The sequence below is a fragment of the Rhizobium sp. 21-4511-3d genome (assembly GCF_053522545.1).
Genome location: NZ_JBNWCF010000008.1, coordinates 330790 through 337220 on the forward strand (window position 1 = coordinate 330790; position 6431 = coordinate 337220).

The following is a 6431-nucleotide window of genomic DNA, read 5'->3' on the forward strand; positions in this document are numbered from 1 at the left end:
GAATGCAACCGGCACGCTTGCTGCCTCCGTCCCGCCATAATTGAATTGAGGATGGGCGCAGTTTCACGAGCATCGGGCCGCAGCATGATGAATGCTTCCTGCTTCTACTATCCCGCAGTCTGATGACTGCCGCGGCGCGCTCGTTCGAGGAGAGGGTCGGCTGGGGTGGGCCGGCGTCGCTTGCGCTGCATGCCGCTTGTCTCGCCCTGCTTCTGATCTATCTGCCGAAGCCGCGGATTTTTCGCACGCCGCCTGACGATAGCGTCAGCGTGGAAATCGTGCCTGCTGCTACTCAAGCCGAGCCCGCAGCACCGCCTGCAGACATCAGGCCGCAGCCGCAGCAAGCGCCCGCCGTGCCACTTGCGCCTCCTGCTGACGATCAGCCGGGCAGGGTGCTGGTGCCACCGGTGATCAAACCGGCTCCGGCCCCGGGTGCGCTGGTTTCGGCACGGCAGCTTTTCTCTGGTGGCGTGCTCAGCGATCCCCGCAGCAAGAAGGCGCGGGCGGCATTGCGGCAGCTCTCCGGTGACGAGCGCAATCTGCAGCTTTGCGGGCTTGAGGCGATGGAGCAGGTTCGCAGAACGCGTCCCGGCAGCAATCCGGACGCGATCGCGCCCTATGCGATGGCGCCGGAGCGGATCAGGGGTGGGAGCATCGAGGTGAAGGGCGGCGCATTCCGCAGCAAGCGCCTCTGGTACGCGATCCGCTTCAGCTGCGAGGTCGACGAGGGCTCGGGGGCGGTACGCTCCTTCGCCTTCGCGATCGGCGATGCCATTCCGAAGGATTTGTGGCGGCAGCACAACCTGGTTGCCGATGACGGGGCGGCGGACTGAGCTCTTCACGGCAAATTGCCGGGAAATCGTGCCCCTTTTCCTTTTGCGGCTTGATGCTGCCTGCTTTTGACGCCACATCGGCATCACGTGGTTTAATGGTGGCATGCAGAAGCTAACGAACAAGCGTTTGGCAGGGATCAGTTCAGGTGTGGCGGCGTCGATCGCGCTGCATGCCCTGGTCGCGGCCGTCCTGTTGTTCAAGATGCCGCTGCCGCAGACGGAGCCGGAGAAGGAGGAGGCCGTACAGGTCGATCTCGTGCCGCCGCCGGAGGAAAAGAAGGAAGAGCCGAAGCCGGAAGAGAAGAAGCCGGAAGAGCAGGCGAAGAAGGAGGAGCCGCCTCCACCGCCGCCGCCGGAGGAGAAAAAGCCCGAGGAGAAGGTAAAGGAAGAGCCGCCTCCGCCGCCTCCTGAAGAAAAGAAGGCGGAAGAGCCGAAACCCGAGGAAAAGAAGCCGGAGGAACAGGCAAAGCAGGAGCCACCACCTCCGCCGCCACCACCGCCTCCGCCTCCGCCGGAAGAGAAGAAAGCCGAGCAGCCGAAAGCCGAACCGCCGAAGGCCGAGCAGCAAGCCGAGAACAAGCAGGCTGACGGCAAGCAGGGGCAGGGTGCGCCGATGCCGGTTCTGAAACCCGTGTTCCAGTTCGGCGACAAGGATAGTGGTCCGAAGAAATCCGACGCTGGCAATTCGTCCACAGGCGAAGTGAAACCGGCGACCAGCGCGCCCGACCACAAGGACGAGACCGGCGAGCCGAAGCCCGCAGCCGATGCCGGCGACAAGCCGGATGCGCCGAAGGAGCCGCCGGCCAAGCCCGTGCCTGACGATATCGATCTGCCGCAGGTGGATATCGCCGACGCGCATTCGCAGAATAATGCGCCTGCCGTCGATGCCGCCGGCGAGGCCGTGACCAGCATCGAGCAGGCAAAGCCGGTCGAGCAGAAACCGACCGAGCCGGACAAGCCGGATGCGCCGAAGAAGGATGAGCTTGCCGAGGCGAAGACGCTGTTTTCGCCTGACGAGAGTGATGACCCCGTGGCGCGGACGGCGATGCTCGGCATTCCCCGCGGGCGGCGTGCGGCGCAGCTCTGCAGCACCGAGCTTCGTGAGCAGCTGGTGCATGGATCGCCCGCCTACCGGCCGGTGATCGTGCCGATGTATGGGCTCGCCAAGGGTACGGTGCTCGACGTCAAGCGCGGCGCCTTCCGCACCGCCGAGACCTGGTACGACGTGCAGTTCCGCTGCGAGGTCAACGAGGATGCGACGGCAATCGTTTCCTTCGCGCTCGATGTCGGCAGTGCGGTGCCGCGCAGCCAGTGGCGTAGCAGGCGCTTCCCGGAATAGGGTCAGCCCTGCGCAAGACAGCCCTCCTATTCTTCCTCCATCGCCGATGTTGCGGTGAATGAAAGGACGATGATATGTCGAACGATATCGAGCATTACCTCGAAACCCAGGATGAGGCCGTCGCCCTCCGTTTTCTTGAAAACAAGTCGGACGAACTGACCGATATCCTGGTGGCAGCCCTTGAAGACGCGCTGCTGATCCTCTCCGAAGAATTCGGACCGCAGACGGTCCACTGATCGCCAATCTTGCGCCGCAGCCCGCGGGCTGGCACTCTTCCGTTCGAAGAGGAGTGTGGCATGGATGGCGGTTTCAGGATGCACCGCTCGGCGGTGTCAGGTGTCGAGGCCGTCGAGGCTGCGACGGGCCGGAGCTTCTCCCGCCATACGCACGAGCAGTTCGGCATCGGGCTGATCCATCGCGGCGCGCAGAAATCGCTCAGCGGCCGCGGCATGGTCGAGGCCGAAGCGGGTGATGTCATCACCGTCAATCCGAACGAGGTGCATGACGGCATGCCCGTCGGCGATGCGCGCGCCTGGCGCATCCTCTATTTCGATCCTGAGATGTTTCTGAGCCTGGCTGCGGAGGCGGCCAAGGGCTCTTCAATGCGTTTCGAGATCCCGCATCCTGTCCTGCGCGACGGCCCGATCGCCCGGCGCTTTCAGGCGCTGTTTGCGGCTGTCACCGGCGAAGCGGATGCGATGTGCTCAGAGGAGCTGCTGCTCGGCCTGACGGCAGATATTTTGCGCGAGGGCGGCGAGGCGGAGGCCGATCTGTTGATTCCGTCCTCGGTCGCCCGTGCCCGCGATCTCATCAATGACGATCCCTCCGGGGATATCTCGCTTGCCCGGATGGCGCGCGAGAGCGGGCTCAGCCGCTTCCAGCTCGTTCGCGCCTTCAGCAGGGCGACGGGGCTGACGCCGCATGCCTATCTGGTGCAGGCGCGGGTACATCTGGCACGGCGGCTGATCGGCGGGAGGATGCCGCTTGCCGAGGTTGCTGCAGCCAGCGGCTTTGCCGACCAGAGCCACATGACCCGGGCATTCACGGCGCGTTACGGCCTGGCGCCCGGCGTCTATGCCCGCGGCCGCTCCTGAGCCTGCAATTTCCTTCAAGACCGCAGCGAACCTTTGGCGTCATCTCGCTCCCGATCCAGGGGAGTTCTCATGACACCGAAACAACAGGGCTACATCTATCTGACGCTGGCAATGACGACGGTCGGCAGTACCGTGATTGCCAGCAAGCTGATCTCGGCGGGGCTGCCGCCATTCACGGCAACGGCGCTGAGGTTTGCCGTGGCCTTTCCGTGCTTCATGCTGCTGATGCGGCTGACCGGTGCCCGGCTGCCGAGGCTCTCGCGGCATGACTGGATCATTCTTGTCATTCAGGCGGCGGCGGGAAGCGTTGGTTATACGACGCTGCTGATCTCGGGCCTGTCGATGACTTCGGCCGCCAATGCGGGAGTGATCATCGGCACGCTGCCGGTGGTTTCGGCCGGGATCTCGATCCTGCTGCTGCGTGAGCGGCCGGACCGTTTCCTGCTGCTCGCGATCGGGCTTGCGGCGGCGGGCGTCTTCTCGATCGTGCTGGCGCCGGGGGCAGGCGGCGGCTCTCTGCGCGGTGACATTCTGATCTTCGGCGCGGTGCTCTGCGAGGGGCTGTTCATTCTGCTCAACAAGCGGCTGAAGACGGAGATTGCGCCGCTGGTGCAATCGACGCTGATGACGGCGATCGGCTTCTGTGCGGCTGCCATTCCGGCGGTCTTCGAAAGCCATGCGTTCCCGGCCGCGTCCTCGGCGGCATTGCTCTCCGTCGTCTATTACGCGCTGGTGCCGACGATTGCCGGTTTCATGCTCTGGTATGCGGGAGCGGAGAGGGTGAGCGGGGCGGAGGCCTCGCTGTTTACGGCGATCGCGCCGGTCTCGGCGGTGATCTTCGCCTTCCTGCTGCTTGGTGAGCCGGTCGGGCTGCATCAGATCGCGGGCATTGGTTGCGTGCTGGCCGCGGTATTGGGGCTTGCACTGAACGGCAGGCGCAGGCGCCCGGCCTAGCCCTTACGGAAATGGGCGCGGTAGTCGCGCGGTGTCATGCCCTTTTCGGCGCGGAACTGGCGATTGAAATTGGCGAGTGACACATATCCGACGGCATCGGCGATATGGGCGACCGGCTGGTTCGTCGAGGAGAGGCGGGCGCAGGCATCGCCGATCCGCATGCGGATCAGGTAGTCGCTGACCGTCGTGCCGGTGTGGCGGCGGAACATGCGGTGCAGGCCGGAGACGCTGAGAGCCGCGATATCGGCGAGCTCCTCCAGCGTCGCCGGGCCGGCGTAGTTGACATGCAGGTGGGTGAGCACCCGGTCGATGCGCTCGCGGCTTTCCTGCAGCGCCGGCTGATGGCCGGGCGCGCTGGCGAGCGGCACGGCCTGGCGGTCGGCGGCGACCTGGCCGAGGATGGCGAGCAGCGACAGCAGGCGCTCGGCCGGTTCACGGTCGAAGATCGTCTCGAATTCGGCGCGGACGGCCTCTCCGGTCTGGCGGGAGAACTGCAACCCGTTCTGGCCGCGGGCCATCAGCTGCTCGATCGGCCTGAGTTCCACGGCGCCCGCCGTCATCTGCCGCATCCATTCGGGGTGAAACCACAGAACCAAGGCGCGATGCGGCTGGCCGGGATCGAGCTTCTCACGCGAGGCCCAGGTATGGGGCAGGTTGGGGCCGACCAGCACGAGGTCGCCATCCTCATATTCGCCTGTGTGATCGCCGATGAAGCGCTGGCCGGCGGAATTCAGCGTCAGCGTCAGCTCGAACTCCGGATGGTGGTGCCATTCGAAGGGAATGGCATCGTCGAGCCGCCGGTTGAGCATCGGCCAGCTGGTATCGGATTGCCGGGGCAGGACTTCGAGAAATGCTCTCATCGGGCGCCTGATTGATGCAAGACGCCAGAATAGTATCACAAGGCGCCAAACGCGGGCAACATCGCCGCGCGCTTGCGGCTACACTCCTCTCATCGCCTGACAGTACAGGGATTAGCGCAATGGGAGAGACACATGCAGCAGGCAGCAGCCATCAAGCGCGACGCGCATCCGACCACTTCGTCGAGCACCACGCAGCTCAAGGATATCAAGAAGAAGCTTCCGCTTCGCGTTCTCTCGGAGGAGGACTGGCAGCACTGGACCAAGAAGGGTTACGTCATTGTCCGTCAGGCGGTGCCTGCGGAGAATGTCGAGCGGCTTGTGGAGGTGCTCTGGCGTTTTGACGAGAAGGACCCGAACGATCCTTCGACCTGGTACGCGCCGCAGCGCCGCGAACACAAGATGAAGGAACTCAACAACACCGGCATGCTGGAGATCTACAATCACCAGGCGTTGTGGGACAACCGGATGGAAAAGCGCGTCTATGACGTGTTCGTCGATATCTGGGACCGCGAAGACCTGTGGGTGACGATCGACCGGGCCAACCTGAACCCGCCGAAGAAGGTCAAAGGCAATCCGAACGGCTTCATCCACTGGGACGTCGATACCTCGATCGACCCGCTGCCGATCGGCGTGCAGGCGGTGCTGAGCCTCAAGAAGCAGGACGGCGATGTCGGCGGCTTCCAGTGCGTGCCCTATCTCTTCGAGCATTATGACGAGTGGGTGAAGACGCAGCCTGAAGATCGCGATCCGATGCACCCTGATATGACCGGTCTTTCGACCGAGAATATCAGCATGGAGCCGGGCGACCTGATGATCTTCAACTCGCTGCTCGCCCACGGCGTTCGCCCCAACCACTCCGAAAACCGCGTCCGCATGGCGCAGTATATCTCCATGCACCCGGCGGAATTCGACAATGCCGAGGAGCGCGACGAGCGCATCCGCCTCTGGCGCGAACTCGACAGCCCGAAGCGCGATGCCTTCCCGGGCGATCCGCGCGAATGGGAAAAGCACAATGCGACGACGGCGGAATTGACGCCGCTCGGCCGCAAGCTGCTCGGGCTGGATCGCTGGGGTTGATGGCGCGCGAGTGCCACTGATCTTAATGCAGAAGGGGGCGCCTCTCAGGCGCCCCCTCTTTGCGTGACGGAAGCAGGGGGGACGGAGATGCCGTGCCTGTGGCCCCTCATCCGGCCCGTTGGGCCACCTTCTCCCCGCTGGGGAGAAGGGACGCCGGAGCCGCAGCGTCGATTTACCCTTGTAACTTCCCTTTATCCGCTATCGAGGCTGTAATGCCTATCGCGGTGGCGAGCGAGAGACCGAGGCCCCTCTGGGACACCAAGCCCGCGGGAGA

The 6431-nt window shown here is 64.4% G+C and carries 7 protein-coding genes; 6 read left to right on the plus strand and 1 reads right to left on the minus strand.

From position 1 onward, the window contains the following. The first annotated feature begins 122 nt into the window (after positions 1-122). The 5 genes from ACQZ5H_RS19625 to ACQZ5H_RS19645 all read left to right on the plus strand — a co-directional run bounded on the left by ACQZ5H_RS19625 (position 123) and on the right by ACQZ5H_RS19645 (position 4220). A complete protein-coding gene (locus ACQZ5H_RS19625; RefSeq protein ID WP_449098791.1) occupies positions 123-833 on the plus strand; it encodes a DUF930 domain-containing protein in 711 nt (236 codons plus the stop codon). Positions 834-936: 103 nt separating this feature from the next. After that, on the plus strand, positions 937-2172 hold the full coding sequence (locus tag ACQZ5H_RS19630; RefSeq protein ID WP_449098792.1) for a DUF930 domain-containing protein: 1236 nt from the start codon (positions 937-939) through the stop codon (positions 2170-2172). A 74-nt stretch (positions 2173-2246) separates the two neighbouring features. Beyond that, entirely contained in the window at positions 2247-2408 is a 162-nt protein-coding gene (locus ACQZ5H_RS19635) for a hypothetical protein (protein WP_199626942.1), read from the plus strand. Positions 2409-2468: 60 nt separating this feature from the next. Next, positions 2469-3266, plus strand: coding sequence for an AraC family ligand binding domain-containing protein (locus tag ACQZ5H_RS19640; RefSeq protein WP_449098793.1), 798 nt, complete (start codon positions 2469-2471; stop codon positions 3264-3266). A gap of 69 nt (positions 3267-3335) precedes the next feature. Beyond that, positions 3336-4220, plus strand: coding sequence for a DMT family transporter (locus ACQZ5H_RS19645; protein WP_449098794.1), 885 nt, complete (start codon positions 3336-3338; stop codon positions 4218-4220). Here the strand turns inward: ACQZ5H_RS19645 and ACQZ5H_RS19650 are convergent. Continuing rightward, positions 4217-5080, minus strand: a complete 864-nt coding sequence (locus ACQZ5H_RS19650; protein WP_449098795.1) for a helix-turn-helix domain-containing protein — start codon at positions 5078-5080, stop codon at positions 4217-4219. The two genes, ACQZ5H_RS19645 and ACQZ5H_RS19650, sit on opposite strands and share 4 nt — an antisense overlap. Positions 5081-5212: 132 nt before the next feature. On the opposite strand from ACQZ5H_RS19650, the gene ACQZ5H_RS19655 reads away from it, so the two are divergent. Next, the gene (locus ACQZ5H_RS19655) at positions 5213-6157 is read left to right on the plus strand and encodes a phytanoyl-CoA dioxygenase family protein (RefSeq protein WP_112715649.1); all 945 of its coding nucleotides are present in this window, start codon (positions 5213-5215) and stop codon (positions 6155-6157) included. Positions 6158-6431 lie beyond the last annotated feature (274 nt).